Genomic DNA, 26,186 nt, shown 5'->3' with positions numbered 1-26,186 from the left:
GGCGCCATGATTAAGCTGAACATTCCCGACCTGCGCGGCAGGCTGACCCCAAATCGCGCCCTGAGCGACCTGACATGGCTACGCGTCGGCGGCCCTGCGGATTACCTGTTCCAACCCGCCGATGTGGAGGACCTGTGCCTTTTCATGCGGCGTTTGCCGCAAGGGGTGACGGTTTTCCCCATGGGGGTGGGCAGCAACCTCATCGTGCGCGATGGCGGGCTTCGGGCGGTGGTGATCCGGCTGGGCCGCGGTTTCAACGGGATTGAGATTAACGGCGATCAGGTGACGGCGGGGGCGGCGGCACTCGATGCCCATGTGGCACGCAAGGCGGCGGATGCGGGGCTGAACCTGACCTTTCTGCGCACCATTCCCGGCAGCATCGGCGGCGCGTTGCGCATGAATGCGGGTTGTTACGGCAGCTACACGGCGGATCACTTCGTCTCGGCTCAGGCTGTGACCCGCGCGGGCGAGGTGGTGACCCTTACGGCGGATGACCTCAACTTCCGCTACCGGCAGAGCGATCTGTCGCCCGGCGCGGTGCTGATCGGGGCAACATTTGCGCCGCTTAAGGGAGAGCCGGAGGAGTTGCACGCCCGGATGGAGCAGCAGCTTGCCAAACGGGATGAGAGCCAGCCCACGAAAGACCGCAGCGCCGGATCCACCTTCCGCAACCCGGCGGGCTTCTCTTCGACCGGGAAGGCGGATGATGTGCATGATCTGAAGGCGTGGAAAGTGATCGACGACGCCGGGATGCGTGGGGCCACCGTAGGCGGCGCGCAGATGAGCCCGAAACACTCAAACTTCCTGATCAACACCGGCGGCGCTACGGCCCATGATCTTGAGACATTGGGCGAAGAGGTGCGAAAAAAGGTTTACGCTTCAAGCGGTATAAGGCTAGAATGGGAAATTAAGCGCGTCGGTGAGAAATTGGGCGATCCGGCGCCGCAAAGCTAAGCCGCGGCGCAGCAGCTAAGCCACGGCAGAAGCAAAGAAAACAACGATAGGGGCCGCAAACGGTCCGAGGCGAAGAGGCACTTTGGTGGGTAAGTCGAGCGGACAGACCCCGACAGTGGCGGTATTGATGGGTGGCCCCTCGGCCGAGCGTGAGGTGTCCCTGTCCAGTGGGCGTGCATGCGCCGCTGCCTTGCGGGAACATGGCGGATATAACGTGATCGAGGTCGAAGCCGACCGCGATCTTCCAGCCGTTCTGGCCGATCTCAACCCCTATGCCGTTCTGAATTGCCTGCATGGCCGTTGGGGCGAAGATGGCTGCGTGCAGGGGCTGCTGGAATGGCTCAAGCTGCCCTACACACATTCCGGCGTGCTGGCCTCGGCGCTTGCGATGGACAAACAGCGCTCCAAAGATGTCTTCCGCCACGCGGGGCTGCCTGTGTTGGAAAGCGTCATCGCGCCCAAGGCCGATGTGATGGCCGCCCATGTCATGGCGCCGCCCTATGTGGTGAAGCCCAATAACGAAGGCTCTTCGGTCGGGGTGTACCTCGTGGCTGAGGAAAACAACGGCCCGCCGCAACTGTCCGAAGACATGCCCGCCGAGGTGATGGTCGAGACTTTCGCGCCGGGGCGTGAGCTGACCACCACCGTGATGGGCGACCGGGCGTTGGCGGTGACGGATATCATCACCACCGGCTGGTATGACTATGACGCGAAATACAAGCCCGGCGGCTCGCGCCATGTGGTGCCCGCCGATCTGCCGCAAGAGATCACCGATCTGTGTTTCGATTATGCCCGCCGCGCCCATGCGGCGCTTGGCTGCAGGGGCATCAGCCGCACCGATTTTCGCTGGGACGAAGCGCGCGGGCCCGAGGGGCTGATCCTGTTGGAGACCAACACCCAGCCCGGCATGACCGCCACTTCGCTCTCGCCCGAGCAGGCCGCAGCCTGCGGCATTTCATTCCCTGAGCTATGCGCTTGGATGGTGGAGGATGCTACATGCGATCGCTGATCCGCCGCCGCCCGGAAACGGTCAAGGCCGATCCCGCCCCATCGCGGTGGTCATGGCGCATGCAGCGGTTGATGCTGACGCCGGGTTTCCGCTTTGCCCTCCGCGTGGGGCTGCCCTTCACGCTGAGCCTGCTGGCGGGCACGATCTATATGGCGGACGAAGAGCGGCGCGGCACCGTGGTGCAGGCCATCGCCGACGTGCGCGCCAGCATCGAAGAGCGGCCCGAGTTCATGGTCAAACTCATGGCCATCGACGGGGCGAGCGACATGCTCTCGTCCGAAATCCGCACCGCGCTGCCGCTGGAATTTCCGCTGTCCTCCTTCGATCTCGACCTGCCGCAGATACGCGAGAAGATCACCGGCATCGACGGGGTAAAACAGGCCAATGTGCGCATCCGCCCCGGCGGCGTGCTGCAAATCGACGTGACCCCGCGCGTGCCCGTAGCCGTATGGCGCAGTGAAACGGGGCTGGCGTTGGTGGACAATACCGGTGCCCATGTGGCACGGATCGAGGCGCGGCGCGATCATGCCAACCTGCCGCTGATCGCCGGGGCAGGGGCCGACAAAGCGGTGCCCGAGGCGCTCAAGCTGATCGGGGCCGCGAATGTCTTGGGCGACCGGCTGCGCGGCTTGGTCCGCGTCGGCCAGCGCCGCTGGGACGTGGTGCTGGACCGCGATCAAACGATCATGTTGCCCGAAGAAAACGCGCTGCAAGCGCTGGAACGGGTGATCGCGCTGGAAGGCGCACAAGAGGTTCTTACGCGGGATGTGGCGCGTGTGGACATGCGGTTGGCGGCAAGACCGACCCTTAGAATGAACGAAGATGCCACCCGCGAATGGTGGCACATCAGGCAGCTTTCCGGCCAGTAAGATGGCCATTGGACTCGGGACAGTAACGAAATGATGGACCTATACGACAGTCAGCGTTCGATGCGGCACATGCGCAAATTGGCGATCCAACGCGGGGTGGTCGCCATTTTGGATGTGGGCAGCTCCAAGATCGCCTGTTTGGTGCTGCGCTTTGACGGTGCGGGGCTTGATAGCGACAGCGGCGACATCGGGTCCTTGGCCGGGCAGTCGGGGTTCCGGGTTATCGGGGCGGCCACCACCCGCTCACGCGGGGTCCGTTTTGGTGAAATTTGCGCCATGGGCGAGACCGAGCGCGCGATCCGCACCGCGCTTCAGGCCGCACAGAAAATGGCTGGCATCCGCGTCGATCACGTCATCGCCTGTTTCTCGGGCGGGGAGCCGCGCAGCTATGGGCTCGACGCCTCGGTCGAGTTGGAGGGGCAATCGGTCTCGGAGCAAGACGTGGCGCGGGTGCTGGCGGGCTGCGACGTGCCGGAATATGGCGAGGGCCGCGAGGTGCTGCACGCCCAGCCGGTGAACTTCGCGCTGGATCACCGCAGCGGTTTGGCCGACCCGCGCGGCCAGTTGGGCAACAGCCTCTCGGTGGACATGCATATGCTCACCGTCGACGCCGATACGGTGCAGCATCTGGCCCATTGCATCAAGCGCTGTGATCTGGAACTTGCCGGGATCGCCTCATCATCCTATGCCTCGGGCATCTCGGCGCTGGTCGAGGATGAGCAGGAGCTCGGTGCCGCCTGTATCGACTTTGGCGGTGGCACCACCGGCCTGTCGATCTTTATCAAGAAACATATGATCTATGCCGATACGGTGCGGATGGGCGGGGATCACGTCACTTCCGACATCTCCATGGGCCTGCAAGTGCCGATGGCCAATGCCGAGCGGATCAAGACCTTCTACGGCGGGGTGCATGCCACCGGCATGGACGACCGCGACATGATCGAGATCGGCGGCGAGACTGGTGATTACGAACACGACCGCCGCACCGCCAGCCGGGCGGAGTTGATCGGCATCATGCGCCCCCGGGTCGAAGAGATCCTTGAAGAGGTCCGCGTTCGGCTGGATGCCGCCGGTTTCGACCACTTGCCAAGCCAACAGATTGTGCTTACCGGGGCGGGCAGTCAGATACCGGGCCTTGACGGGCTGGCCAGCAAGATCCTGGGCCAGCAGGTTCGTCTGGGGCGCCCGCTGCGCGTGCATGGTCTGCCGCAGGCCGCGACGGGGCCGGGCTTCGCCTCTGCCGTGGGGCTTGCGCTTTTCGCGGCGCATCCGCAGGACGAATGGTGGGATTTCGACATTCCCGCCGATCGCTACCCGTCCCGCTCGCTCAAACGCGCGGTGAAATGGTTTAGAGACAACTGGTGACCCCAATATCGGGTGAGAAGCCCGAGATAAGGCGGAAACTGGCAAGTTTCTGCCCATATTTAGCGTCAAAACGATGTTTTTTAGGTGACGATGCGGCCCTAGCCCGGTAGGGTCGGGTAAATTTGGTCGAAAAACTCCCGCAGAACGCGGATAACTGGACAGGCGGACAGCACATGACACTCAACCTTTCAATGCCAGGACATGATGATCTGAAACCCCGTATCACCGTCTTCGGTGTTGGCGGGGCAGGCGGCAACGCGGTCAACAACATGATCGAAAAGCAACTTGACGGTGTTGATTTCGTCGTGGCCAACACCGACGCGCAGGCGCTGCAACAGGCGCAGGCCGAGAACCGCGTGCAACTGGGCATCAAAGTGACCGAAGGTTTGGGCGCAGGCGCGCGCGCCTCTGTCGGCGCCGCCGCTGCCGAAGAGAGCATCGAGCAGATCGTCGACCACCTTGCGGGCGCGCATATGTGCTTCATCACCGCTGGCATGGGCGGCGGCACCGGCACCGGGGCGGCTCCGATCATCGCGCAGGCCGCGCGTGAACTGGGCGTGCTGACCGTCGGCGTCGTGACCAAGCCCTTCCAATTCGAAGGCGCCAAGCGCATGCGTCAAGCCGAAGACGGCGTCGAGACGCTGCAAAAGGTCGTCGACACGCTGATCATCATTCCGAACCAGAACCTCTTCCGTCTGGCGAACGAAAAGACCACTTTCACCGAAGCCTTCTCGCTTGCCGATGACGTGCTGTACCAAGGTGTGAAGGGCGTGACCGACCTGATGGTCCGTCCGGGTCTCATCAACCTCGACTTCGCCGATGTCCGCGCCGTGATGGACGAGATGGGCAAGGCGATGATGGGAACGGGCGAGGCCGAGGGCGAAGATCGCGCCATCCAAGCTGCCGAGAAAGCCATCGCCAACCCGCTGCTGGACGAAATTAGCCTGCGCGGTGCCAAGGGCGTGCTCATCAACATCACCGGCGGTCAGGACCTTACCCTGTTCGAACTCGACGAAGCGGCCAACCGCATTCGCGAGGAAGTGGACCCCGAAGCGAATATCATCGTCGGCTCCACGCTGGACGAAAGCCTTGGTGGCCTGATGCGCGTCAGCGTTGTCGCCACTGGCATCGACGCCACCGATGTGAACACCGAAATCCCGGTCCCGCGCCGCTCCATGAGCCAGCCTTTGCGTCAGAACGTATCGGTTGACGATGTGGCACAGGTTTCCGCCGCGCAGGCACCGGTTGCCGCATCAGTTACTGCCGAAGCGCCGCAGGAAGTTGAACAGGCTGCCCTGTTCCAAGACCTCCAGCCGACACAGCGTGAGCAGGACCAGTATGAGGACGAGAACGTTGTCGAAGATGACGACGGTCTGCCCGCACCGGCCTACCAGCCCGAAGTGGCCGCATTCGAGCCGCGTCAGGAAGAGAACATCGAAGCGGAGCCTGAAGCCTTCGTCGCACCGCGTGCGCCGACCCCCGGCACACCGTCCCCCGAAGCGCTGGCCCGTCTGCGCGCCGCCGCTCAGAAGGCCGCGCCTGAGCAGCACCGTCAGGCCCAGCAGCAGCAGGGTGAGCAGGGCGACAAGGGCCGTTTCGGCATCAACTCCCTGATCAACCGGATGACCGGCCACGCCGAAGGCGAGGCGCAAGCCCGCCCCGCGCGTCAGCAGCCGCCGGTGCAAACCCGCGCCTCTGCCGCCGCGCCGCAGCCGCAGGAAAACAACGATCCCGATCAAGAACGCATCGAAATCCCCGCGTTCCTGCGCCGTCAGGCCAACTGAACTGATCACGATAGATGACGAAAGGGCTGCCTTAGGGCGGCCCTTTTTCTTTTTAGAACAACGCCTTGCTCCCGGATAAGCGCAGCCGCGCTCAAATGTTGCAGTGATGTTTCAGACCGTTGCAAAGATTGAGTTGAGCAAAACGAACCCGCCCCTTAATCCAGAGTTCAACACACAAGAAGATGTTCGAAGCTTGAGGATGACCCGGTGCAGACAACGATCAAATCAGCGGTAAGTTTTACTGGCACAGGCCTGCACTCCGGTCTGCCTGCGACGGTGACACTGCGCCCGGCGTCGGCCCATCACGGCATCTGGTTCTCGCGCAGCGATGTGGCGGTCGGTGACCGTCTGATCCCCGCCCGCTGGGACGCGGTGAACCGCTCGCCGCTCTGCACCAAGCTGGAAAACCCCACCGGCCTGTCGATCTCGACCGTCGAGCATCTGATGGCCGCCGTGGCGGGCTGCGGCATCCACAACCTTTTGATTGAGATCGACGGCCCCGAAGTGCCGATCCTCGATGGTTCCTCCGTGCCTTTCGTGCGCGGCATCATGCAGCGCGGTCTGCGCCAGCTTGCAGCCCCCGTGATGGCCTTCGAAGTGCTGAAAACCGTCACCGTGCAGGATGGCGACGCGGTTGCGACGATCTCGCCCGCCGATACGCTGCGCATCGACTTTGAGATCGACTTTGCCGATGCCGCCATCGGCCAGCAGCGCAAGTCGCTGGTGATGAACAATGGCTCTTTCGCGCGCGAACTCTGCGACAGCCGCACCTTCTGCCGTCAGGCGGATGTCGAGGCCATGCAGGCCAATGGTCTGGCGCTTGGTGGCGAAGCGGGTGAGAACGCGGTGGTTTTTGACGGCGATGCCGTCGTCAGCCCCGGCGGCCTGCGCCACGCGGACGAACCTGTGCGCCACAAGATGCTCGATGCGCTCGGCGATCTGGCGTTGGCCGGGGCACCGCTCTTGGGCCATTACGAAGGCAAACGCGCGGGCCATTCGCTGACCAACACGCTGCTGCGCGCGCTCTTTGCCACGCCGGACGCCGTGCGTCTGGTGGCCTGCGATGCGGCGCAAACGGCGCGGCTGCCCGGCTCCGGCCTGATCTGGGATGAAATCCCGCAGGTTGCCTGATCCCGGGGAAGGGGAACAGCACCGCGAAGCGCAGGGCGCTTAGGCGGCGAAGTGCCATTGAACGCCCTGCCAATGCCTTGTATTCACTAAGCCGAAGTGACAAGCCTGACCCAGCGATGCGCCGCCGCGCAGCCGCCTGCGGGCGGGGGCGGAATGGGCGTTTTGCAACGCAGTTTATTGTGCTAGTCACATGCGCAAGAGGGTCAAAGACCATGGGTTGGACGATGCAAGGGGTGCGGGCATGACGGTAGCGGGATCGCGCAAGCGGACGATCAGTGCGGTGCTTCTGGTCGCGACATTGGCAGCCTGCGGCGGTGGTGACGGACGCTCTGACGGGAACTTCTTTAACCCGCAGGAAATCCCGCTTGAAACCTATTCGGCTGAGCAGATTTTCGAGCGTGGCGAATATGAGCTGACCAACAACAACCCCGGCGAAGCGGCATTTTATTTCGCCGAGATCGAGCGTCTCTATCCCTATTCCGAATGGGCCAAACGCGCCCTGATCATGCAGGCTTTCGCCTATCACAAGGATCAGGACTATCCCAATAGCCGCTCCGCCGCGCAGCGCTTCATTGATTTCTACCCCGCCGATGACGATGCCGCCTATGCGCAGTACCTCTTGGCGCTGAGTTATTACGATCAGATCGACGAAGTGGGCCGCGATCAGGGGCTGACCTTCCAAGCGTTGCAATCCCTGCGCGCCGTGATCGAAGGCTACCCGGACAGCGAATATGCCCGCTCTGCGATCCTGAAATTCGACCTCGCCTTCGACCATCTGGCGGGCAAGGAGATGGAGATCGGCCGCTACTACCTGCGCCGCGATCACTATACCGCCGCGATCAATCGCTTCCGCGTCGTGGTCGAGGATTTCCAGACCACGACACACACTGCCGAAGCGCTGCACCGTCTTGTCGAAGCCTATCTTTCGCTCGGCCTGAACCATGAGGCGCAGACGGCGGGGGCCATCCTTGGCCACAACTACCGGGGGTCTGAGTGGTATGAGGACAGCTACAAACTGCTGACCGGGCGCGGCCTTGAGCCTGCCTTCTACAAAGACAATTGGCTGGGTGCAGCCTATCGCCAGACCATCAAGGGCGAGTGGCTTTAAGGGGGGTGGGGTCGCCCATCCAACGGTTCTAGATGCTGCGCGGACTTGATATTTCAGACATGCTGATCATCGACCGGCTGGAGCTTGGCTTCCAGCCGGGGCTGAACGTGCTGACCGGTGAGACCGGCGCGGGCAAGTCCATCCTTTTGGATTCGCTCGGCTTTGTTCTGGGCTGGCGCGGTCGTGCCGATCTGGTGCGTCAAGGGGCCGAACAGGGCGAGGTGACCGCATGGTTCGATCTGGCGCCCGACCATCCGGCCCATGCGGTGCTCGAAGATGCGGGGCTGCCCGCCGGGGATGAGTTGATCCTGCGGCGCATCAACACTTCCGACGGGCGTAAGACCGCTTGGGTCAATGACCGCCGCTGCTCGGGCGAGGTGCTGCGCCGCCTGTCGGAGACATTGGTGGAACTGCACGGCCAGCATGATGACCGCGGCCTGCTGAACCCACGCGGCCACCGTGCCATTTTAGACGACTACGCCGGAAATGCCGCTGCGATTGCCAAGGTGCGCGAGGCGTGGAACGCCCTCGGCGCCGCCCGCAAAGCCGCCGCCGCCGCTGCCGCCGAACGCGAGGCCATCGCCGCTGAGGAAGAGTTCCTGCGCCACGCCGTGGCCGAGTTGGACAAGCTCAACCCCGAAGCGGGGGAGGAGGCCACCCTCGACACCCGCCGCCGCCAGATGCAGGGGGCCGAGAAAATCCGCCGTGACGTGGTCAACGCTTATGAGTTGTTGGGCCAAGGCGGGGCAGAGACCGCCATGGGCGACGCGCTGCGCTGGCTCGACGGGGTGGCCGACAAGGCCGAAGGCGCGCTGGAGGGCCCGCTCGCCGCGCTCAACCGCGCCATGGTGGAGCTGGACGAAGCGATGTCTGGCGTGGCCGATGCGATCGACGGCATGTCGTTCGACCCCTATGAGTTGGAAGCCTGCGAAGAGCGGCTCTTTGCAATCCGCGGCTTGGCGCGCAAACATGACGTGCAGCCCGATGAACTGGCCGGTTTCGCCGACATGCTGCGCGCCAAGCTCGACGCGCTCGATGCAGGCGAAGCGGCGCAGGAGGGGCTGGAGAAAGCGGTTCGCGACGCGCAGGCGCTTTACGACGAACGGGCCACTGCGCTGACCGAGAAGCGCCGCAAGGCAGCGGCCAAGCTCGACAAGTCCGTGGCGGCAGAGCTTGCCCCGCTCAAGATGGAACGCGCAGTGTTCCAGACGCAATTGACCGAAGAACCCGCAGGCCCCGAGGGGCGCGATGCGGTCTCTTTCACCGTCGCCACAAACCCCGGCGCGCCTGCCGGGCCCTTGGGCAAGATCGCCTCGGGCGGTGAACTCAGCCGTTTCCTTTTGGCGCTAAAGGTTTGCCTGACCCAGACCCAATCCGGCCTCACCCTGATCTTTGACGAGATCGACCGCGGGGTAGGGGGCGCGACCGCCGACGCCGTGGGCCGCCGCCTGAAGGCGCTGGCCGCCGAGGGGCAGGTCTTGGTCGTCACCCATTCGCCGCAGGTCGCAGCCCTTGGCGCGCATCACTGGCGTGTGGCGAAATCGGTGACTAAGGGCATGACCACCTCCACCGTCACCCCCCTTGCCGCCGAAGAGCGCGTTGATGAAGTCGCACGAATGCTCGCGGGCGATACGATCACCGATGCGGCCCGCGCGGCGGCGGAGGCATTGCTTAACGGGCAACAGGGCGCGACGACTTCTTAAATGGCGGTTTTACCCAAGGTCAGCTTGCCCTAGACAGAAAGGGTTCAACTGGTCTTAGTCCCATGCCCCTGCAAGATAACGCATTCTTTTCCCAACAACTTCAGCAGGCGCTCGGCGGCTGCAAACAGGGCTGGACGGTGCTGCGCACCCGCGGGCCGGGGAAGGTCACATTCTGGTTTATCGCGCTGCTGGCGGGCATCGCCGCGGGCTTTGCCGCCCTGTTCTTTCGCAAGGGGATCAACTGGTTGCAGGCCACGCTTTATGGCACGGACGATGTGCAATTCCTGCACAGCTTCCTTGCCGGGCTGCCGTGGTATTGGGTGGTGCTGATCCCCACCTTGGGTGGGTTGCTTGTGGGATTGATCCTGCACCGTTTCACCCGCGACGGGCGCGCGCGCAGCGTGGGCGATGTGATCCTCGGCGCTGCCATGCACGACGGTCGGGTCGAGACGCGGGCCGGGGTGGCCTCGGCGCTGGCCTCGCTCATCACCTTGTCCACGGGCGGCTCATCGGGGCGCGAAGGGCCGGTGGTGCATCTCGCCGCCGTGATCTCGACCAAGATTAGCCGCTTTATCAAGGCCGATGGGATCACCGGGCGGGATCTTTTGGGCTGCGCCGTGGCGGCGGCAGTCTCGGCCAGCTTCAACGCCCCCATCGCTGGCGCGCTTTTCGCCCTCGAAGTGGTGCTGCGCCATTTCGCCGTCCATGCCTTTGCCCCCATCGTCATCGCCTCCGCCGCGGGCACGGTCATTAACCGGCTGGAGTTCGGTGGGCTCACGGAATTCGTCCTACCGGGCCTTGGCGACGTGCAATTCTACGTCGAACTGCCCGCCTTCCTGCTTTTGGGGCTGACCTGCGGTCTGGTCTCGGTCGTGCTGATGCGCGCGATCTTCTGGGCCGAGGATTTCGGCAACTACTTGCAAGCCCGCACCGGCCTTGCCCGCTGGCTGCGCCCGGCGGTGGCGGGGGCGATCCTTGGCGTCATCGCGCTCTGGTTCCCGCATATCATCGGCGTGGGCTATGAGACGACTTCCCGTGCGCTGGTCGGCGAACTGGTGCTGCATGAGGCGATCATCTTTGCCGTGCTCAAGGTCGCCGCCGTGGCGATCACGCTTGGCGGGCGGATGGGCGGCGGGGTGTTCTCGCCCTCGCTGATGCTGGGCGCTTTGACCGGGCTTGGCTTCGGGATCATCGCCACCGGTGTCTTCCCCGAGATTTCGGGCTCTTCCTCGCTCTACGCTCTGGCGGGGATGGGCGCGGTGGCCGCCGCCGTGCTGGGCGCGCCGATTTCAACCACACTCATCGTATTTGAGATGACGGGCGACTGGCAGACCGGTCTGGCCGTGATGGTCGCCGTCAGCATGTCGACCGCGCTGGCCTCCCGGCTGGTCGACCGGTCCTTCTTCCTCACCCAGATGGAGCGGCGCGGCATCCATCTGGCCGCAGGTCCGCAGGCCTATCTGCTCTCGATGTTCATGGTGGGCCGCATCATGCGCCGCCCCGATGATGAAGACGCGGCCTCGGAAGACGCCTGTTGGGATTTGATCGACAAGGGTACCTATATCGACGGCAGCGCTACGCTAGAGGCCGCTTTGCCGCTGTTCGACCAGACCCATTCCGACTTTATCCCGGTGGTCACCCTCAGCGCGGATGCGCCGCCCGAATTGCTGGGCGCGCTGTTCCACGTCGATGCGCTGAAAGCCTATAACCGCGCCCTCGCCGCCACGGCAGCTGAGGAGCATTCCTGAGCCGCGCTCAGATCCGTTCGATGGCGATTTCCTCCATCGGGGTGAAGGCCAGATAGCCCTTGATCTCGGCCACATCCGCCTTCGGGTCTTCATAAGACCAGACGGCGTCTTGCAAGGTCCGGCTCTTGGTCACCACCGAGAAATAGGTCGCATCGCCCTTATGCGGGCAATGGCTGGTCTTCTCAGTGCCATCGAGGAAAGCCATGGCGATGTCGCCACGCGGGAAATAGATCACCGGCGGATAGTCCCCCTCGCGCAGTTCCAGCGCGCCCGTGGACTCGCCCAATACGGCCCCGCCAGCGCGAACAACCCATGTGCCCTCAGCCGGAGTAATCTTGATATGGTCGGCCATGCCGTACCCCCCTTTACTTAAATCGGACGCTCACAGGGGCGCCGTTGCCGCATCCAACCACAGTTTTGTAACAGGTGATACCCGCGGCCCGATCTTTTCCGCCACGTCGCGGTGATAGGCGTTCAGCCAGTCCCGCGCCTCGGGGCTGAGCGCCTCCACATCAATCAAACGCCGATCGATCGGCACCAGCGTCAGCGTGCGCCAATCAAGCATCTTGCGATGCGCATCACCGCCGGGCAGGGCGGGGGCTTCTTGCACCACCAACAGGTTCTCGATCCGAATGCCAAAAGCCCCCTCGCGGTAATAGCCCGGCTCGTTGCTGAGGATCATACCCGGCTCCAGCGGCACATGGCTCATCCGGCTCAACCGCTGCGGCCCCTCATGAACCGACAGATAGGCGCCCACCCCATGGCCCAAACCGTGATCGAAATCCTGCCCCGCCATCCAAAGCGGCAAACGGCCCAGCATCTCGATATCCCGCCCTGCGAGCCCGCGCGGCCAGCGCAGGCGGCTCATGGCGATCATCCCTGAAAGCACCCGCGTGAAAGCCGCGCGCGCCTCCGGATCGGGGCTGCCGATGGCGATGGTGCGGGTGACATCGGTGGTGCCGTCCAGATACTGACCGCCGCTGTCGAGCACCAAAAGATGCCCCTCCTGCAACACGCTGTCGGTCTCTTCATTCACCCGGTAATGGATGATCGCCCCGTTGGGCCCGGTGCCCGAAATCGTCTCGAAACTGATGTCACGCAGGGCGGGATCGCGGCGGCGCAGGCCTTCCAACTGCTGCACCACCTCCGTCTCAGTGACCGTGCCGGGCGCCTGTGCATCCAGCCAAGCGAGCAGCTCGACCATCGCGGCACCATCGCGCAAATGCGCCTCTGCCGCCCCGGCAATCTCGGCGTCATTCTTGCAGGCTTTGGGCAAGGCGCAGGGGTCTTCACCAGCCTGCGCCCGATCCCCCAGCAAATCCGCGAACAACAGCGGGGCCGACTGCCGATCAAGCCGCACCGGCCCCTCAAGCGCGCGCAGGTAATCGGGCAGCCCCTCAGGATCCCGCTGCACCACCTCTGGCCCCAGATGCTCTTCCACATCTACCAGTTTCTCAGCCGCCATGAAAAGATCGACCCGCGCATCGTCATGCAATACGGCAAACCCATGCGCGACCGGGTTGCGCGGAATGTCTTGCCCGCGAATGTTCAGCAGCCAGTTGTGGCTGTCGGGCAGGGTGATCAATGCCGCCTTCTGCCCAGCCGCGCGCAAATCCGCGGCCAAACGCCGGCGCTTGGCCTCATGGCTTTCGCCGGCAAAACGCTCAGGATGCGCCGCCACCTTGCCCATCGGGGCATCGGGCTGGTCTTCCCAAATACGGTCGACCATATTCGAGACGCGCCGCATCTCGATACCAGACCCCGCCAAGGCCTCGAACAAAAGATCCATCTGCGCGGGCGTATGCAACATCGGATCAAAACCAACCACACCGCCCGCGGGCAATTGATCTTTCAACCAATCGGCCAAAGACACCTCGGGCCAAGGCACCGGGGTAAAGACATCCGCCACCTGCGCTTTGACCTGCGTCCGATAGCGCCCGTCGATGAAAACCCCGGCCACATCGCGCAGCGCCGCACAGAACCCGGCAGAGCCGGTGAACCCCGTCAGCCAAGCCAGCCGATCATCCCGCGGAGCGACATACTCACCCTGATGCGCATCGGCGCGCGGCACGAGAAACCCATCCAACCCCGCCGCCTGCAACTCCGCCCGCAGCGCCGCCAAACGCGGGGGACCCTGTTCCGGACGCGCGGTGACCTCGAAACTCTGGAACACGCGGCCCCTCCTTCATCCTTTTTCAAATACCGATCCGACGGTTCAGCCGACGCGGCGCATGCCCATGACACGCGCCCGTTTCCGCGGATCGCTGTCAAACAGCGCTGCAAGCTGTTCCGTCATCGCCCCGGCAAGCTGATCCACATCCGTGATCGTGACGGCGCGGTCGTAATAACGCGTCACATCATGGCCAATCCCGATCGCCAAAAGCTCGACCGCGCGGCGTTTCTCGACCATTGCGATCACGTCGCGCAGGTGTTTTTCCAGATAGTTGGCCGGGTTCACCGACAGGGTGCTGTCATCCACCGGCGCGCCGTCGGAAATCACCATGAGGATCTTGCGCGCCTCATGCCGGGCCAGCATCCGCCGGTGCGCCCATTCCAGCGCCTCGCCGTCGATATTCTCTTTCAGCAGACCCTCTTTCATCATCAGACCCAAGTGGTCGCGCGTCCGGCGCCACGGGGCGTCGGCGCTTTTGTAGATGATGTGGCGCAGATCGTTCAGCCGACCGGGCTGCGCGGGGCGGCCATCGTTCAGCCAAGCCTCGCGGGCCTGTCCACCCTTCCACGCGCGGGTGGTAAAGCCGAGGATCTCGACCTTCACGTTGCAGCGCTCCAGCGTGCGGGCCAGCACGTCGGCGCAGATCGCGGCGATGGAGATCGGGCGGCCCCGCATGGAGCCGGAGTTGTCCAAGAGCAGCGTCACCACGGTGTCGCGGAACTCGGTGTCCTTTTCGATCTTGAAGCTTAGCGGCGTCGTGGGGTTGGCCACCACCCGCGCCAGACGGCCCGCGTCCAACGTGCCCTCTTCAAGGTCAAATTCCCACGAGCGGTTTTGCTGCGCCTGCAAGCGGCGCTGCAATTTATTCGCCAGACGGCCCACAGCGCCTTTCAGCGGCTCGAGCTGCTGGTCCAGATAGGCGCGCAGGCGTTCCAATTCGATCGGCTCGGCCAGTTCCTCGGCCCCGATCACCTCGTCATGCTCGCCCTGATAGACACGGTATTCCGGGTCGGCGTCCGAGACGGGCGGCGGGGGCGGCGGGTCCATCGGCGCGTCGCCCTCGGGCATCTCCGCCTCGTCGCCTAGCTCCTGATCGGCCTCGTCATCCATCGAGACCTGCGCCTGACTTTCGTCCTGCTGCTGCTCTTGGCTGTTTTCGGGGGTGCCTTCGGCCTCTTCCTCGTCCTGATCGTCTTGGCCGGTGCTGTCGGGATCCTGCTCCTCTTCGGTGCCCTCTTCGGCCTGATCCTCTTGATCCTCGTCTTGGCTGTCGGGATCGTCGCCCAACTGATCGCCATAGCCGAGGTCCGAGATCATCTTGCGGGCCAGCCGCGCGAAATCCGCCTGATCGGCAAGGCTGCCGTCGATCCCTTCGAGCGTGCCGCCCGCCTGATCTTCGATAAAGCCGCGCCAGAGTTCCATGGCGTTCTCGGCCCCCGCGGGCAGGTCCCGCCCGGTGGCCAGATGGCGCACCATATAGCCCGCCGCGACCGAGAGCGGCACGTCGCTGGCCTGTTTGGCCTGATCGTAGCCGCGGCGCAGGGCCTCGTGCTTGATCTTGACGTCGATGTTGCCGGCGGTGCCGGGCATGTCGCGTGCGCCCATGGCCTCGCAACGCGCCGTCTCCATCGCCTCGTAAAGCTCGCGCGCCATGTCGCCTTGGGGCGCATAACGGGCGTGGGTCGCGGCATCGTGGTAGCGGCGGTTCAGCGCCAGCGCATCGGCGGTGCCGCGCGCCAGCAGCACCTCTTCGCGGGTCATCCGGCGGCTCACTTGCGGCAGGCGCATCGCATCGCCCGAAAGCCCCGAAGGGTCGACCGAGTAGCTGACCGTCAGTTCGGCGTCATCGGCCATGACCTTGGTCGCCTCGGCCAGCGCCTTTTTGAACGCGTCAGCGGGGTTGTCGCTTTGTTTACTCATGCCGGTCCCCTTGTCTGTCAGGCAGGCGCGCGTCTGGGAAGGGCAGGGCGCCTTTGCGTGCCGAAACGCGTCCTGCAGGGCGGCGGGCGAACCCGCCGGGGCGGCTTAGCCCAAGCTCAGGCTGGCCGCGCTTTCGGGCAGTTCCTCGTCGAACAAACGCTGATAGAACTCGGCCACGGTCTGACGCTCCAGCTCATCGCATTTGTTGAGAAAGGACAGCCGGAAGGCATAGCCCACATTGCGGAAGATCTCGGCGTTCTGCGCCCAAGCGATCACGGTGCGCGGGCTCATCACGGTCGACAGCTCGCCGTTCATGAAGGCGGTGCGGGTGAGGTCGGCCACGGTGACCATCTGCTTGAGGGTCTTGCGGCCCTTCTCGGTGTTGTAATGTGGGTTCTTGGCCAGCACGATGGCGGTCTCGGCGTCGATGCTGAGGTAGTTCAACGTGGCGACAAGGCTCCAACGGTCCATCTGCGCTTGGTTGATCTGCTGTGTGCCGTGGTAAAGCCCGGTGGTGTCGCCCAAGCCCACGGTGTTGGCCGTGGCGAAGAGGCGGAAATAGGGGTGCGGGGTGATGATCTCGTTCTGATCCATCAGCGTGAGCTTGCCGTCATGCTCCAGCACGCGCTGGATCACGAACATCACATCGGCGCGGCCCGCGTCGTATTCGTCGAAGACAATCGCGGTCGGGTTGCGCAGCGCCCAAGGCAGGATGCCTTCGTGGAATTCGGTGACCTGTTTGCCGTCGCGCAGCTTGATCGCGTCTTTGCCGATGAGGTCGATCCGGCTGATGTGGCTGTCGAGGTTGACGCGCACGGTGGGCCAGTTCAGCAGGGCGGCGACCTGTTCGATATGGGTCGATTTGCCCGTGCCGTGATAGCCTTGAATCATGACGCGGCGGTTGTGGCTAAAGCCTGCGAGGATCGCCAGCGTGGTGTCAGGGTCGAACTTATAGGTGCTGTCGATGTCCGGCACGCGAGAGGTGCGCTGCGGGAAACCCTTGACGACCATATCGGTGTCGATGCCAAAGACATCGCGCACCGAGACCTCTTCGGTGGGTTTCATGTCATGTTCCAGTGCACCGTCGGCCATCGCTCGTCATCCTTTTCCTTAGGCGCGCGGTCGGGGCCGCGCGCGTATCTGGTGCAACATATCGTGCATATCCGCAAGGGGAAGGGGGCAACTGGCATTATCCGCAACCGGCCGCTGGTCCGGTCGCGGGATCAGTCCTTGAAGTTGCGGCTGCCTTTGATCTGGTCCCATGCCCAGACGACCAGTTGCAACTGCTCTTCCTGACTGCGGTCACCGCCGTTCATATCGGGGTGCAGCACCTTGATCAGCGCTTTGTAGGCTTTGCGGACCTCGGGCTTTGTCCAAGTGTCCTTGGCCTCGAGAATCTCGATCGCGCGGCGTTCGGTGGGCGGCAGGCGGCGGCCCGCTTGCTGGCCCTTGCCGGGGTTCTGGGTTGCGTTCTTGCCCAGCACCTGATGGGGGTCTTCGATGCCAAGACGCGCCCATGCGCGCTGCTCGGGGTCGCCCAGTGGTTTGGTGCTGCGCTCCCAGACCTTGTCCTTGGACATCTGCGCGTTCAACTCGGCCTCTGTGGTACCGTCGAAAAAGCTCCACTTCGCGTTATATTCGCGCACGTGTTTCTGGCAGAACCAGAAGTAGTCATCCAGCACATCGGGCGCTTTGGGCGCGCGGAACTTGCCCGGCTCGTCGCAGCCTTCGTGGTCGCAAATCCGGGTCGAGGTTTCCGACGCACCGGACATGCCGCGGCGGCCGCGGGGGTTTTTCTTTTTGGAGGACGACACGGACATGTCGAATCCGAAGGGATCAGGTTTTGGCATGTGGATAGACCTTTCCGACTCAGGCCGGTCACCATATACCCTGCGTCGCAGGATTGAAGGGGGCCGGGGGTAAAAACATGTCCACAACACAAGAGATTTCGGATCGGCTGGAAGCCGCTTTTGCGCCGCGTGAACTGGAGGTGGTGGATGACAGCGAAAGCCATCGCGGTCATGCCGGATTTCAGGAGGGGGGCGAAAGCCACTTTAACGTGCGCATCCGGTCAGAGCGTTTCAAGGGCCAGAACCGGCTGGCGCGGCACCGGGCGGTGCACAGCGCGTTGGGGCCGGACCTGATGGGGCGCATTCACGCGCTGGCGCTTGACCTGGACGAATAAGCGCCGCGTTTAGGGCTTTGTTTTATCGTCGTCTTCGTCGCTGCCTTGCGGCGAAGCTTCATCCGCTGAGGGGCCGGACAGAAACGCAGGCGGCGTCGCCGCTTTGGCGGGGTCCTCTTTCGCGGGCGCGTCATCCTCGGGCGTGATGGAGGCGGGCGCATCGGCCTGAAGCGCGGTATCTTCGCCTTCGATCGTGGCGGCCAAGGCGGGCGTTGCGGCAGCAGTGGCGGGCGGCAGCAGATCGCCATCCTCCTGCGGACCCGCAGCAGTCGCCAAGCGGCGGAACACGAGCACATTGCGCCATTCCGTGGTGGTCGAGGTCAGACCCGAACGCTCTTGCGAAGGCAAGGTCTCGGCCCGCTGGTATTCCCAGCCCTCGGCGGCCTGTTCGTTGAGGCATTCTTCCAAGGTTTTGGCGAAACGCGCTTCGGGGGCCTTCAGACCTTTGGCTTTCTGCCCTTTGCTGGGGGCGGGAAGGATCTTGTATTCGTAGCGCATAGGGGCCTCGGCTGGGTTGGCGACATGAGCCGCGTCAGGTGAGTTTCAGACGGATTTGCGGCGGATGCCGATGCTGCGACCGGCCTGCGCCGGTTTGGGCAGTTTGGCATGGTTTTGCCGCATCGCGTCAAGACGGGTCAGGATGTGCTCCGGCATGGGGGCCACACGCGGGCCGGACTGGTCCACATGCAGCGTCAGCCCCTCGGCGGTGGCGGCAAGCCAGCCGTCGACGTGCCACAGCTCCTGAAAGCTGTGAAACCGCTTCTCGTCATGGTCGAGCAATTGGAAGGTGGTATAGACGCGGTCACCCTTATGCAGTTCGCGCAGGTAGCAGACGTGGAATTCAGCCACATAGGTGGTGCAACCCGTGCGTTGATACTCCGGCCCCAGACCGATTTCGCTATAGGCTTGGTCAACGCCCTGATCGAACAGGACGTTGTAATAGGCCATGTTCAAATGGCCGTTGAAGTCGATCCATTCGGGGAGAACCGTCATCTCGCCCGAACGGAAGGGGGCCGGGGTGTCGCTCATTGCTGGGCGAGCTTGCGCGACACGATTTCGTTGACGGCCTTGGGGTTGGCTTTGCCGCCCGTGGCCTTCATCACCTGACCGACGAACCAGCCCGCGAGCTTCGGGTTCTGCTGGGCCTTTTCGACCTGCGCGGGGTTGGCGGCGATGATCTCGTCCACTGCCGTCTCAATGGCGCCGGTATCGGTCACCTGCTTGAGGCCCTCGGTCTCCACGATCTCTTCCGGCTCGCGCCCGGTTGTATAGGCGATTTCAAAGACTTCCTTGGCGATCTTGCCGGAAATCGCATCCGAGGCGATCAGATCGACAATGCTGCCCAATTGCGCCGGGGTGACCGGGCTTTCGGTGATGCCCTTGTCGTCTTTCTTCAGACGCCCGAAGAGTTCGTTGATGACCCAGTTCGCGGCCATCTTGCCGTCGCGGCCCTTCGCCACGGCTTCGAAATAGCCCGCGCTGTCGAGATCGGCGGTCAGCACAGAGGCGTCATAGTCCGACAGGCCGAAGTCATTGATGAAACGGGATTTCTTTTCGTCCGGCAGTTCCGGCAGGTTGGCCTTGATGTCGTCCACCCATGCCTGTTCGATTTCCAGCGGCAGCAGGTCGGGATCTGGGAAATAGCGGTAGTCATGCGCCTCTTCTTTGGAGCGCATGGAGCGTGTTTCCTGCTTGTCGGGGTCGAAAAGGCGGGTTTCCTGCACCACCTCGCCACCGGCTTCGACAATCGCGATCTGGCGTTTGGCTTCGACTTCGATGGCCTGCTGGATAAAACGCATGGAGTTCATGTTCTTGATCTCGCAGCGGGTGCCGAGATGCGAGAAGTCCTGCGTTTCCTGATACTTCTCATACTGACCCACACGGCAGACCGAGACGTTGACGTCCGCGCGCATCGCGCCCGACTGCATGTCGCCGTTGCAGGTGCCAAGGTAGCGCATGATCTGGCGCAGTTTGGCGAGATAGGCGGCGGCCTCCTCCGGCCCGCGAATGTCGGGGCGAGAGACGATCTCCATCAGGCAGACGCCGGTGCGGTTCAGGTCGACGAAGGACATGTTCGGGTCCATGTCGTGGATCGACTTGCCCGCGTCCTGCTCCATGTGGATGCGCTCGATCCGTACCAGCCGCGCGGTGCCGTCGCCCAGTTCCACCAGCACTTCGCCTTCGCCCACGATGGGCTCATAAAGCTGGCTGATCTGGTAGCCCTGCGGCAGGTCGGGGTAGAAGTAGTTCTTGCGGTCAAAGGCGGACTTGAGGTTGATTTCGGCCTTGAGGCCCAGCCCCGTGCGCACCGCCTGTTCGACGCAATATTCGTTGATCACCGGCAGCATCCCGGGCATCGCGGCATCGACAAAGGCCACGTTGCTGTTGGGCTCGGCGCCGAACTTGGTCGAGGCGCCCGAGAAGAGCTTGGCGTTCGACGCGACCTGCGCGTGCACCTCCATCCCGATGACCAGTTCCCAGTCATGTTTGGCACCGGCAATCACGCGCGGTTTCGGGGTGTCGTAACTCAGATCAAGCATCGCGGCCGCCTTCGGTCAATTGGAACTTGGCCGGTCATACTGGAGCGCACCACGCGCTTCAAGAGGCAGGCTTAGCCCGGCACGGCAATCTGGCGGCGGCCTTCGGTGAAAATGACCCGTTTGCCCGCTTCGATCTCGCGTTGGAACAGGCCGGTGATGATGCGCATGGCCTCGTCCCGGCCCGAGGCGGCGAAACGCCGGGCAGAGCGGACGCGCAGGTTGTTGTCAAAGCCGCGCGCGGCATGGGCCCAGAGCATCGGGTGCAGTTCGGTCATGTGATCCCGCACGATCCAACGCGCGCAATCGGCAATCTCGGCCCGCACGGCCCCGGCGGCATCCTCTGTCTCTGGGGCCTGACCGATGGCGCTGGCGCAATAGGCGGCCAGCAGGTTGGCGGTATGCGGATCGGGGCGGCGGGCGAGGATGTCGTGCAGCCCTTCGATGAAAAACGGCACATCAAGGTTGGCACAGGCCTGCGCATCGCAGCTGATCGCGTCGAATTGCACCCAAGTGTAGCCGCCCGCGCCCCATGTCTCTTGGGTCCGCGCGGCGGTGCGGCGGGCCTCGAGTTCCAACTGGTCATATGAGCCATGCCACCGCGGCAGAAGGTGGTTGCCCATGGCCCGCATGGGGCGCGGGTTTGCGGGGTTCAGGTCGATGAGCCGGGCGTAGCGGTCTGCCACGGCGCGGGCGTCACCGCCGGTTCCCCCAAGCAGGGCACAGTGCGTCGCCGCGAGCAGGGGCGAGGCGGCTGTGTCCTTGTCGAATGGCGCGAGGATTTGCTCGGCGCGTTCAAAATGCGCGGCGAAGGCCGCATGGTTGCGGGCGGGCACGTCGCTGTCCCAGCCCGTGCCGCGCCAGGCCCAGCCGATGTCCATATGCGCCTGCGCTACGATGGCGGCGATCATGGCGCTCCCGGCGTGATCGGCCAGCACATGTTCCAGCGCTTCGATCCCGGCCATGAGGGGCGCGTCACTCGCCGGTTTGCCGTCGTAAAGCGCATGTTCCGCGGCGAGAATCACATCCGCCCGCGCGCCAAAGGCCATCAGCTCGGCCACCGGCATGGCGCCCGGTGTCATCTCGCGGTTCTCGTCGGCCTCCTGCAAAAGCTCTGCCATCTCCTCCCAACGTTCTTGGCGCACCAGCCATTGCGCGCGGTACTGGTGACGGTCGCGCTGCATCTCTTCGGCGGTGGGGTCGGGGCAGGAAATGCGCAGCAGCGCGTCGCGCGGCGCACGGCGGCGCAGGAGCGGCATTTCCAGCGGCTCGAACTCGGGCGCTTGCGGTGCGGGCTTGGCAAAGAACCCTTGCAAGGCGGACGGGATCATATGCGAGAGTTTCTTCATCGGGGCCGGTCCTGCCTGCTGTTTGTCGATGATTTAGGTTTGACCGGGCAATGGGGCGGAACCGTGTCCGGCGTGCGGAGCTTTCGGGAAAATTCTGCAGCGCAGTCGGGCAGGCGGGTGCGATCCATCGCGACAATCCGGCGGCGCGGCGGGCGCTGTTTCCCGATCAGAGGAAATCTGCCGACCCCGCGCCCCCGCCGCGCTTGCCAAGCGCGTTTTGGGGCGGTCTTATACGCGCCATGAAACCTGCCATGATTGCCCTCTTGCTCTGCGCCAGCCCCACCATGATTTGGGCCGAACTGCCCAAACAGCCCGCCCCGGTGGTGGAGGTGGATAATGTGGTGCAGACCGCCGCCACGTCTTTGTCCTTCCCCGATGAGGTCGAGGCCGAGGACGAACCGCCCGCGCTTGAGACTGCGCCCTTCACCACAACGCTGCGCCCGCCCGCGCGTCCGGGCAACCTGCCGCGCACACGCTGGCAGCATATGCGGGGGCATTCGCTTTGGACCCGCGCGGCGATCTCGGCGCTGAAATCCCATGGCAAGCCCTTGGTGGATATGGTGCCCGCCGATGTGGCGGAGTGGTGCCCGGCCTATCCCACGGCATCCGACAGCCAGCGCCGCGCTTTTTGGGTCGGCTTCATGTCGGCGCTGGCAAAACATGAAAGCACCTATCGGTCTTGGGCCGTGGGTGGCGGGGGCCGCTGGTACGGGTTGTTGCAAATCCTGCCGGGCACCGCGCGGGGCTACAAATGCAATGTCGGCAGCGGTGATGCGCTCAAGAACGGCGCCGCGAACCTGAGTTGTGCCGTGCGGATCATGGCGACGACCGTGCCGCGCGACGGGGTGATCGCCGGAAACGGGCGGCGCGGCGTCGGGGCCGATTGGGGGCCGATGCGCAGCGCGTCCAAACGGGCGGATATGTCTCGCTGGCTCCGGCGGCAGTCCTATTGCAAACCGTTGAACGCGACTCGACCCCGCAGCCGTCCCTAGATTACTGGATCAGCGTGAAGTGATGCCGTTCCGTCGTGATGCCGCGCGCCTGAAGCGCGGCTTCCAATGCGCGGTGCGGTGGGGTGGCCTCGAAAGGCAGTTTGATCTTGCGCCCGGTGCGGAGAATGACCGCGGCGCGCACGGACATATCCAGGCGCGTATCGAGCCGAACCCGGTCGACCTGCGCCAGCGCGATTTTCGCATCCCGTTTGCCGGTGAACCACGACAGGCTGTTCTGATCGAGCGTCAAGCCGCTGGCCGGATTGCTAAAAACCTCCCATAGCGCGGGCAGGGTAAAAAGCCCCAGCAGCCCGATGATCCAGCCCGAGGCGTCGAGCCAGAGCCACGCCGCCGTGAGGGCCGCCCAGATCATGGGCAACAGCAACAGGGCCGTTCGGCTGCGGGCACGGCGGCGGTAAGTGAAGGCCGCCATGCCCTCTGTTTGAGCAGGCGCGTCAGGCACCGCGAATGCGGCTGAGCATCTCCGACGTGTCCCGGCTGAGGTCGGGGCTGGCGAGGATGCGGTCGAGCTGCTTCTCAATCATCTCTTGCCGCGCCATGTCATAGCGCCGCCATGTCTGGAAGGCCGAGCACATCCGCGCCGTTGTCTGTGGGTTGACCGGGTCTAGCTTGATCAGCCAGTCGGCCAGCAGGGCGTAGCCCTTGCCGCTCTCATGGTGGAACCCTGCGTGATGCATGGCAAGGCTGCCAAAGACCGCGCGGAAGCGGTTGGGGTTCTTCCAGTTGAAATCGGCATGCTCGGTAAGCCGGCGCGCCACTTCGGCCGCCTCTTCCGGCGCGGCTTGGCTGACTTGCAGCCCGAACCATTTGTCCATCACCAGACGGTCCTCCCGCCACAGCGCCTCAAAGGCGGCCAGCGCCTTGTCGCCTTGGCCCGCGCGCAGCAGGGCGGCGAGGGCGCTGAGCTGTTGGGTCATATTGTCGGCATCGTCGAACTGCGCCTGCGCGCGCGCCGGTCCCTCAACCCGGGTCAGCAGGGCAAGTGCTGCATTGGTCAAGGCGCGTTTGCCCGCTTGCGCCGCATTGGGCTGATAGGGGGCGTCGACCCTGTGGCGGTCATAAAGATCGCCCAGCAGCGCGGCAAAACGCTCGGCCATGGCATTGCGGGTGGCCTCCACCGCCTGATGGATCGCCGCCGGATCCGGCGTTTTGCCTGCGTCATGCAGGGTGCTGGCCAGATCGGCATGGCTGGGCAGCCCCAGCATCAACGCGCGGTAGGCAGGCTCAAGGGTCTCATCCTCCAACACGGCCCGCAGGGCTTCGAGCCATGCGTCATCCGGCGCGCTGCCTTCGGTGATCACGGCCAGCAAGGATTGCCGCGCCAAGGTGCGCCCGGCCTCCCACCGGTTGAAGGGATCGCTGTCATGGGCGAGCAGCAGCAGGCGCTCTTCTTTCGAACGGTCTTGCTCCAGCACCACCGGGGCGGAGAAGCCGCGCAGCACCGAGGCTACGGGGCGCGCATCCAACCCGTCGAAGGTAAAGCTCTGTTCGGCCTCGGTCATCTCCAACACGCGAGAGGGGGCCACTTCGGCTCCATCCGCGCCGATCAGCCCCACGGTGATCGGCAGAACCTGCGGTTTCGGCTGGGGCGTTGCGGTGCTGGGCGGGGTGTGCTGTGTGAAGGTCAGCGTGAAGATGCCTTTACCCGCATCCCAAGCCTCCACCACCGAGAGGCGCGGCGTGCCCGCCTGCGAATACCAGCGTTCGAACTGGGTCAGATCACGGCCCGTGGTGTCTTCGAAGACCTTCAGCCAATCTTCGATCGTCGCCGCATCACCGTCGTGACGCTCGAAATAAAGGTTCAGCGCTTTGGCATAGGCGTCATCGCCCACCAAGGTCTTGAGCATGCCGATCACCTCGGCGCCCTTCTCATAGACGGTGGCGGTGTAGAAGTTGTTGATCTCTTGAAAGCTTTCGGGCCGCACCGGATGGGCCAACGGGCCTTGATCCTCGGCGAATTGGCGTGCGCGCAGGTCGATCACATCGCCGATGCGTTTCACCGCCGGAGAGCGCATGTCGGAGGTGAACTGCGCGTCGCGGTAGACGGTCAGCCCTTCCTTGAGACAGAGTTGAAACCAATCGCGACAAGTGATGCGGTTGCCGGTCCAATTGTGGAAATACTCATGAGCGATGATCGCTTCGATCCGCTCGAAATTATCATCCGTCGAGGTTTCGGGCGAGGCGAGAACGGCGGCGGAGTTGAAGATGTTCAGCCCCTTGTTCTCCATCGCGCCCATGTTGAAATCATCGACCGCAACGATGTTGAAGATGTCGAGGTCGTATTCACGACCGTAAACCTCTTCGTCCCATTTCATCGAGGCTTTGAGCGCCTCCATCCCGAAGGCGCATTTGCCTTCGTCGCCGGGGCGGACATAGAGGTTCAGATCGACCTCGCGGCCCGACATGGTGGTGAAACGGTCGGAATGGGCGACCAGATCGCCCGCCACCAGCGCGAAAAGATAGGCAGGCTTGGGCCATGGGTCATGCCACTCGGCATGGTTCTGCCCCTGCGCCACGGGATTGCCGTTGGACAGCAGAACGGGATGCGGGCCGTTGATGGTCACGGTGAAGACGCTCATCACATCGGGGCGGTCGGGATAATAGGTGATTTTGCGAAAGCCTTCTGCCTCGCATTGGGTGCAATACATGCCGCCCGACATATAAAGCCCTTCGAGGGCGGTGTTGCCCTTGGGGTCTATCTCAACCTCGGCCTCCCAGATAAAGGGGCAGTCGGGCACATCGCAGGTCAGACCGCGTTCTGTCACCTTCGGGGTGACCGGCTTGCCGTCGATCTGCGCAGAGACAAGCTTGAGTTGTTCACCATGCAAGAAAAAGTCAGCCTCCTGCGCCGCCGGGTTGGGGCGAAAGGCGATGCGGCTTTTAACCCGCGTCTTATGGGGATCGAGGTCAAAGGTCAGGGCCACCTCATCCACCAGAAAGCCGAAGGGCTGGTAGTCACTGAGATAGATCGTTTGGGGGGTGGCGTCGCGCATTGGGCCTCCAGTCGCGGGAACGTAATTGGTCTGGGAAATGTTATGTCTCCAGAAGGCGGCCTGCAAGCCGAGCTGCCCCAACTTCGAGCAATGAGGTGTATCCATGTCCGCCCCCGACACCGATACCGAAACGCAGAAGAAACGTCATCGTCCCGCTTTGATCGGTATCAAAACCGCGATCATCGCAGGGGCGCTCTTGATGATTGCCGGCATCGTCTACGCGGTGTTGCAGGCCACCGACCCCTCGCCGGAAGGTGAGGTTCAGCCCGTCGATGCCCCGGCGGACGCCGAGCCTGCGATCGCCACCCCGGAGCCGGTGGCCGACTAGCGGCGCTACCGCCTGCC

23 protein-coding genes are annotated in these 26,186 nt (G+C 63.9%); 12 read left to right on the top strand and 11 right to left on the bottom strand.

The annotated features are described in order from the left end of the window. Window positions 1-6 precede the first annotated feature (6 nt). The 9 genes from murB (at window position 7) to ACGYK2_RS05400 (ending at window position 11,671) form a co-directional block, all read left to right on the top strand. Window positions 7-954, top strand: a complete 948-nt coding sequence (gene murB, locus ACGYK2_RS05440; RefSeq protein WP_271687724.1) for a UDP-N-acetylmuramate dehydrogenase — start codon at window positions 7-9, stop codon at window positions 952-954. Between the two features lie 85 nt (window positions 955-1,039). After that, window positions 1,040-1,963, top strand: a complete 924-nt coding sequence (locus ACGYK2_RS05435) for a D-alanine--D-alanine ligase (protein ID WP_271687722.1) — start codon at window positions 1,040-1,042, stop codon at window positions 1,961-1,963. Further along, complete coding sequence (locus ACGYK2_RS05430) at window positions 1,951-2,832, top strand: cell division protein FtsQ/DivIB (protein WP_271687720.1); 882 nt, start codon at window positions 1,951-1,953, stop codon at window positions 2,830-2,832. The genes ACGYK2_RS05435 and ACGYK2_RS05430 overlap by 13 nt, the downstream gene beginning before the upstream one ends. Before the next feature lie 30 nt (window positions 2,833-2,862). Continuing rightward, window positions 2,863-4,197: a cell division protein FtsA gene (gene ftsA, locus ACGYK2_RS05425; RefSeq protein ID WP_067263257.1), complete on the top strand. Its 1,335-nt coding sequence runs from the start codon at window positions 2,863-2,865 to the stop codon at window positions 4,195-4,197. Window positions 4,198-4,370: 173 nt separating this feature from the next. Further along, a complete protein-coding gene (gene ftsZ / locus ACGYK2_RS05420) occupies window positions 4,371-5,981 on the top strand; it encodes a cell division protein FtsZ (RefSeq protein WP_271687718.1) in 1,611 nt (536 codons plus the stop codon). 207 nt (window positions 5,982-6,188) lie between these two features. Further along, window positions 6,189-7,112 (top strand): UDP-3-O-acyl-N-acetylglucosamine deacetylase, encoded by a 924-nt coding sequence (gene lpxC / locus ACGYK2_RS05415; protein ID WP_271687716.1) that lies wholly within the window; start codon window positions 6,189-6,191, stop codon window positions 7,110-7,112. Window positions 7,113-7,353: 241 nt separating this feature from the next. After that, window positions 7,354-8,220, top strand: coding sequence for an outer membrane protein assembly factor BamD (locus tag ACGYK2_RS05410; RefSeq protein ID WP_067263264.1), 867 nt, complete (start codon window positions 7,354-7,356; stop codon window positions 8,218-8,220). Between the two features lie 32 nt (window positions 8,221-8,252). Then, window positions 8,253-9,923, top strand: a complete 1,671-nt coding sequence (recN, locus tag ACGYK2_RS05405) for a DNA repair protein RecN (RefSeq protein WP_394374259.1) — start codon at window positions 8,253-8,255, stop codon at window positions 9,921-9,923. A gap of 62 nt (window positions 9,924-9,985) precedes the next feature. Next, the gene (locus ACGYK2_RS05400) at window positions 9,986-11,671 is read left to right on the top strand and encodes a chloride channel protein (RefSeq protein WP_271687714.1); all 1,686 of its coding nucleotides are present in this window, start codon (window positions 9,986-9,988) and stop codon (window positions 11,669-11,671) included. A gap of 7 nt (window positions 11,672-11,678) precedes the next feature. Here the strand turns inward: ACGYK2_RS05400 and ACGYK2_RS05395 are convergent, their stop codons facing one another. The 5 genes from ACGYK2_RS05395 to ACGYK2_RS05375 form a co-directional block, all read right to left on the bottom strand. Continuing rightward, complete coding sequence (locus ACGYK2_RS05395) at window positions 11,679-12,023, bottom strand: DUF427 domain-containing protein (RefSeq protein ID WP_271687713.1); 345 nt, start codon at window positions 12,021-12,023, stop codon at window positions 11,679-11,681. A 30-nt stretch (window positions 12,024-12,053) separates the two neighbouring features. Beyond that, window positions 12,054-13,844: an aminopeptidase P family protein gene (locus ACGYK2_RS05390; RefSeq protein WP_271687711.1), complete on the bottom strand. Its 1,791-nt coding sequence runs from the start codon at window positions 13,842-13,844 to the stop codon at window positions 12,054-12,056. 42 nt (window positions 13,845-13,886) lie between these two features. Next, on the bottom strand, window positions 13,887-15,764 hold the full coding sequence (cobT, locus tag ACGYK2_RS05385) for a cobaltochelatase subunit CobT (protein WP_209217933.1): 1,878 nt from the start codon (window positions 15,762-15,764) through the stop codon (window positions 13,887-13,889). Window positions 15,765-15,869: 105 nt separating this feature from the next. Continuing rightward, window positions 15,870-16,856: a cobaltochelatase subunit CobS gene (cobS, locus tag ACGYK2_RS05380; protein WP_067263280.1), complete on the bottom strand. Its 987-nt coding sequence runs from the start codon at window positions 16,854-16,856 to the stop codon at window positions 15,870-15,872. Between the two features lie 131 nt (window positions 16,857-16,987). Continuing rightward, complete coding sequence (locus ACGYK2_RS05375) at window positions 16,988-17,614, bottom strand: J domain-containing protein (RefSeq protein WP_271687710.1); 627 nt, start codon at window positions 17,612-17,614, stop codon at window positions 16,988-16,990. A gap of 77 nt (window positions 17,615-17,691) precedes the next feature. Here ACGYK2_RS05375 and ACGYK2_RS05370 point away from each other — a divergent pair, with 77 nt between their 5' ends. Next, a complete protein-coding gene (locus ACGYK2_RS05370; RefSeq protein ID WP_067263286.1) occupies window positions 17,692-17,949 on the top strand; it encodes a BolA family transcriptional regulator in 258 nt (85 codons plus the stop codon). Between the two features lie 9 nt (window positions 17,950-17,958). Here the strand turns inward: ACGYK2_RS05370 and ACGYK2_RS05365 are convergent, their stop codons facing one another. The 4 genes from ACGYK2_RS05365 to ACGYK2_RS05350 form a co-directional block, all read right to left on the bottom strand. After that, a complete protein-coding gene (locus ACGYK2_RS05365; RefSeq protein ID WP_271687708.1) occupies window positions 17,959-18,447 on the bottom strand; it encodes a DUF4177 domain-containing protein in 489 nt (162 codons plus the stop codon). Window positions 18,448-18,492: 45 nt separating this feature from the next. After that, window positions 18,493-18,978, bottom strand: a complete 486-nt coding sequence (locus ACGYK2_RS05360) for a thioesterase family protein (protein ID WP_271687707.1) — start codon at window positions 18,976-18,978, stop codon at window positions 18,493-18,495. Then, window positions 18,975-20,489 (bottom strand): Asp-tRNA(Asn)/Glu-tRNA(Gln) amidotransferase subunit GatB, encoded by a 1,515-nt coding sequence (gene gatB, locus ACGYK2_RS05355; protein WP_168612013.1) that lies wholly within the window; start codon window positions 20,487-20,489, stop codon window positions 18,975-18,977. Before gatB ends, ACGYK2_RS05360 begins: the two co-directional genes overlap by 4 nt. A gap of 71 nt (window positions 20,490-20,560) precedes the next feature. Continuing rightward, on the bottom strand, window positions 20,561-21,835 hold the full coding sequence (locus tag ACGYK2_RS05350) for a hypothetical protein (RefSeq protein ID WP_271687705.1): 1,275 nt from the start codon (window positions 21,833-21,835) through the stop codon (window positions 20,561-20,563). 251 nt (window positions 21,836-22,086) lie between these two features. Here ACGYK2_RS05350 and ACGYK2_RS05345 point away from each other — a divergent pair, with 251 nt between their 5' ends. Then, window positions 22,087-22,827: a transglycosylase SLT domain-containing protein gene (locus ACGYK2_RS05345; RefSeq protein ID WP_231886321.1), complete on the top strand. Its 741-nt coding sequence runs from the start codon at window positions 22,087-22,089 to the stop codon at window positions 22,825-22,827. Between the two features lies 1 nt (window position 22,828). Here the strand turns inward: ACGYK2_RS05345 and ACGYK2_RS05340 are convergent, their stop codons facing one another. Together ACGYK2_RS05340 and pepN are read right to left on the bottom strand one after the other, a co-directional pair. Then, the gene (locus ACGYK2_RS05340) at window positions 22,829-23,260 is read right to left on the bottom strand and encodes a hypothetical protein (RefSeq protein WP_271687703.1); all 432 of its coding nucleotides are present in this window, start codon (window positions 23,258-23,260) and stop codon (window positions 22,829-22,831) included. Window positions 23,261-23,282: 22 nt separating this feature from the next. Beyond that, window positions 23,283-25,841 carry an aminopeptidase N gene (gene pepN, locus ACGYK2_RS05335; RefSeq protein WP_271687702.1) on the bottom strand — a complete coding sequence of 853 codons (2,559 nt, stop codon included), beginning with the start codon at window positions 25,839-25,841 and terminating at the stop codon, window positions 23,283-23,285. 103 nt (window positions 25,842-25,944) lie between these two features. On the opposite strand from pepN, the gene ACGYK2_RS05330 reads away from it, so the two are divergent. Beyond that, window positions 25,945-26,169 (top strand): hypothetical protein, encoded by a 225-nt coding sequence (locus tag ACGYK2_RS05330; RefSeq protein ID WP_271687701.1) that lies wholly within the window; start codon window positions 25,945-25,947, stop codon window positions 26,167-26,169. Window positions 26,170-26,186: the final 17 nt, after the last annotated feature.

This window comes from Sulfitobacter sp. 1A10359 (genome assembly GCF_043558145.1).
Lineage (GTDB): Bacteria > Pseudomonadota > Alphaproteobacteria > Rhodobacterales > Rhodobacteraceae > Sulfitobacter > Sulfitobacter faviae.
This window is presented reverse-complemented; position numbering and strand designations above follow the sequence as displayed.

What these genes read in the sequence shown, in the direction of transcription:
- murB (WP_271687724.1), top strand. Translation starts at nt 7, where the DNA reads ATGATTAAGCTGAACATTCCCGACCTGCGCGGCAGGCTGACCCCAAAT.
- ACGYK2_RS05430 (WP_271687720.1), top strand. Translation starts at nt 1,951, where the DNA reads ATGCGATCGCTGATCCGCCGCCGCCCGGAAACGGTCAAGGCCGATCCC.
- ftsA (WP_067263257.1), top strand. Translation starts at nt 2,863, where the DNA reads ATGATGGACCTATACGACAGTCAGCGTTCGATGCGGCACATGCGCAAA.
- ftsZ (WP_271687718.1), top strand. Translation starts at nt 4,371, where the DNA reads ATGACACTCAACCTTTCAATGCCAGGACATGATGATCTGAAACCCCGT.
- ACGYK2_RS05410 (WP_067263264.1), top strand. Translation starts at nt 7,354, where the DNA reads ATGACGGTAGCGGGATCGCGCAAGCGGACGATCAGTGCGGTGCTTCTG.
- recN (WP_394374259.1), top strand. Translation starts at nt 8,253, where the DNA reads ATGCTGCGCGGACTTGATATTTCAGACATGCTGATCATCGACCGGCTG.
- ACGYK2_RS05400 (WP_271687714.1), top strand. Translation starts at nt 9,986, where the DNA reads ATGCCCCTGCAAGATAACGCATTCTTTTCCCAACAACTTCAGCAGGCG.
- ACGYK2_RS05395 (WP_271687713.1), bottom strand. Translation starts at nt 12,023, where the DNA reads ATGGCCGACCATATCAAGATTACTCCGGCTGAGGGCACATGGGTTGTT.
- cobT (WP_209217933.1), bottom strand. Translation starts at nt 15,764, where the DNA reads ATGAGTAAACAAAGCGACAACCCCGCTGACGCGTTCAAAAAGGCGCTG.
- cobS (WP_067263280.1), bottom strand. Translation starts at nt 16,856, where the DNA reads ATGGCCGACGGTGCACTGGAACATGACATGAAACCCACCGAAGAGGTC.
- ACGYK2_RS05375 (WP_271687710.1), bottom strand. Translation starts at nt 17,614, where the DNA reads ATGCCAAAACCTGATCCCTTCGGATTCGACATGTCCGTGTCGTCCTCC.
- ACGYK2_RS05370 (WP_067263286.1), top strand. Translation starts at nt 17,692, where the DNA reads ATGTCCACAACACAAGAGATTTCGGATCGGCTGGAAGCCGCTTTTGCG.
- ACGYK2_RS05365 (WP_271687708.1), bottom strand. Translation starts at nt 18,447, where the DNA reads ATGCGCTACGAATACAAGATCCTTCCCGCCCCCAGCAAAGGGCAGAAA.
- ACGYK2_RS05360 (WP_271687707.1), bottom strand. Translation starts at nt 18,978, where the DNA reads ATGAGCGACACCCCGGCCCCCTTCCGTTCGGGCGAGATGACGGTTCTC.
- gatB (WP_168612013.1), bottom strand. Translation starts at nt 20,489, where the DNA reads ATGCTTGATCTGAGTTACGACACCCCGAAACCGCGCGTGATTGCCGGT.
- ACGYK2_RS05350 (WP_271687705.1), bottom strand. Translation starts at nt 21,835, where the DNA reads ATGAAGAAACTCTCGCATATGATCCCGTCCGCCTTGCAAGGGTTCTTT.
- ACGYK2_RS05345 (WP_231886321.1), top strand. Translation starts at nt 22,087, where the DNA reads ATGATTGCCCTCTTGCTCTGCGCCAGCCCCACCATGATTTGGGCCGAA.
- ACGYK2_RS05340 (WP_271687703.1), bottom strand. Translation starts at nt 23,260, where the DNA reads ATGGCGGCCTTCACTTACCGCCGCCGTGCCCGCAGCCGAACGGCCCTG.
- pepN (WP_271687702.1), bottom strand. Translation starts at nt 25,841, where the DNA reads ATGCGCGACGCCACCCCCCAAACGATCTATCTCAGTGACTACCAGCCC.
- ACGYK2_RS05330 (WP_271687701.1), top strand. Translation starts at nt 25,945, where the DNA reads ATGTCCGCCCCCGACACCGATACCGAAACGCAGAAGAAACGTCATCGT.